At 36.4% G+C, this 2075-nt stretch carries 2 protein-coding genes and 2 pseudogenes; 2 read left to right on the forward strand and 2 right to left on the reverse strand.

All coding sequences use genetic code 11. The features are described from left to right. Positions 1 to 243, reverse strand: a pseudogene (locus A9G37_RS03035) (IS3 family transposase); the annotation flags it as partial. Beyond that, on the reverse strand, positions 243 to 527 hold the full coding sequence (locus A9G37_RS03040) for a transposase (RefSeq protein WP_141670991.1): 285 nt from the start codon (positions 525 to 527) through the stop codon (positions 243 to 245). The pseudogene A9G37_RS03035 and the gene A9G37_RS03040, both read right to left, overlap by 1 nt. A 453-nt stretch (positions 528 to 980) precedes the next feature. Between A9G37_RS03040 and A9G37_RS13145 the strand changes: the two genes are divergently transcribed. Further along, entirely contained in the window at positions 981 to 1103 is a 123-nt protein-coding gene (locus tag A9G37_RS13145; RefSeq protein WP_255306845.1) for a hypothetical protein, read from the forward strand. A gap of 120 nt (positions 1104 to 1223) precedes the next feature. Next, positions 1224 to 2075 (forward strand): annotated as a pseudogene (locus tag A9G37_RS03050) (IS3 family transposase); the annotation flags it as partial.

Raw genomic sequence — 2075 nt, forward strand, 5'->3', positions numbered from 1 at the left:
ACGCTTATGGTTCCATTGATAGCCGAGCTTTCTGATACGATTAAAGCATTTAGGAAAGCCCCAGCGTAAATGCCGGTCTGTGATAGCATTCAATACCGAAACAATCACCGAATCATCCTGTAACTTAGGTTGATAATAGTAAGCACAACGGCTTAAGCCAACGATAGCGCAGCTCATAGCTATAGTAACAGAATGATTTTGTTGTAGTTGCTGTGCCCACGTTTTACGTGCCTTTGTGGGCACTAAAGCTTTTTTATGATTTCTTCCTGAAGCTGTGATTTTAAGCTCAGCTCGGCAAACATCTGCTTAAGTTTGCGGTTTTCAGCCTCCAGCTCTTTTAAGCGTTTGATATCCGAAGTTTCCATGCCGCCGTATTTTTCCCGCCATTTATAAAAAGTTGAATTACCCATGCCATATTTACGGCAGAGTTCCTTGACAGGAATACCTGCTTCAGCTTCTTTTAAAATAGCGACGATTTGATGTTCAGTCATTTTTTTCATCATTAAATCCCCTTTTACTTTTATCATAGAGAATTTTCTACTTTTTTGCTGTACTATTTTAGGGGAGAGTTACAAAATGATCATCCATCTAACCAGAAACAAGCAAAGATAAGCTCATGAATAATTACATACAACCTGATTTACAATCATAACATCCTGTCAAAACAATTGGAAAACATATTATCACTTGCGACAATACTAAACTTCAATTTCAAATCACCATTAACCGTTTTTATCCGCATTTCTAACTTCAAAGCAAAGATTTGAATAGACTATTTCATTAAAAAACTCTTTTATCCTTTATCAATTATCGATTAATTTTACTTGTAATATACCCTTCCAGTTGGAAGGGTCAGTGAAAAGTAGTTATTTCTTCTTATATTATTTTCTAAAATTTATGGAAGTGGATTTGATCCTCGCCAAAAAAGTGGACAAAAGTCGCCTCTTTGATATAAACAAAAATCATAGGAGACAAATATTATGGTTAAAAAATTTAATATCGAATTTAAACAACAATCAGTGGATTATGCGTTATCTAATGCACACCTTTCTATCAGCGAACTTGCCAACCATCTAAGTGTGGGTAAATCAAAAATGGATTAGGCAACTTTCCCCGAATAAAACCAGCCGTCGGGAGTTAACAGCTGAGCAACAGCGGATTATGGCGTTAGAAAAAGAGATTAAAGAACTGAAAATGGCCAATGATATACTAAAAAAGGCACATGTGCATTTCATCAACAATCCAAGTCGGTGAAGTACACTTATATGAAAAATCATTTAACCAGCTATCCTGTTACTAGGATATGCTCATTACTTGGTGTCAGTTCATCAGGTTATTATGCTTGGTTAAAAAGAGCAAACAAATCCGCCAAACTCAGCGAGTATATCCAAAAACAGTATTGGCAACATAAAGCCCGTTTGGGTGCACCAAGCCTGCTTCATGATGCAAGAGAAGCGGGCTATCAAATTTCAGAAAGGACAATTAGCCGTGTTTTGCAACAATTGGGATTACGTAGTTTGAGATTGCATAGTAAAGCAGCACGTAAATTCAAGTATAAAACAGACACGGCTCATCACAATATTGTGCCCAACACGTTAGATAGACAATTTAACCCTGATAAGCCTAATAAAACATGGGTAACCGATATTACTTATATTAAAACGGGGGAAGGTTGGTTATATTTGTCGGTGATTATCGATTTATATGGACGAAAAGTGATTGCTAGGCAAACCAGTCGCTACATAGACCGTCATTTAGTGTGTAATACATTAAAACAAGCCTTATTTCGGCGTCACTTTCCTAAAAATGTACTCATTCATAGTAACCAAAGAAGCCAATATTGCAGTGCTGATTTCAAGCAATTATTATTACAATATGGGCTAAGGCAAAGCATGAGTCGAAGAGGAAACTGCTTTGATAATGCGGTTGTTGAGAGTTTTTTTCATACACTCAAAAACCATATTATTCATGACTGTTACTACAAAACGAGGAAGCAGGCTAATAAAGCACTATTTGAATATATTGAAATCTATTATAATCGGATACGCCGTCATTCAGCCAATGGCTGGGTATCA

The organism is Gilliamella sp. GillExp13, from assembly GCF_001690815.1.
GTDB lineage: Bacteria > Pseudomonadota > Gammaproteobacteria > Enterobacterales > Orbaceae > Gilliamella > Gilliamella bombi.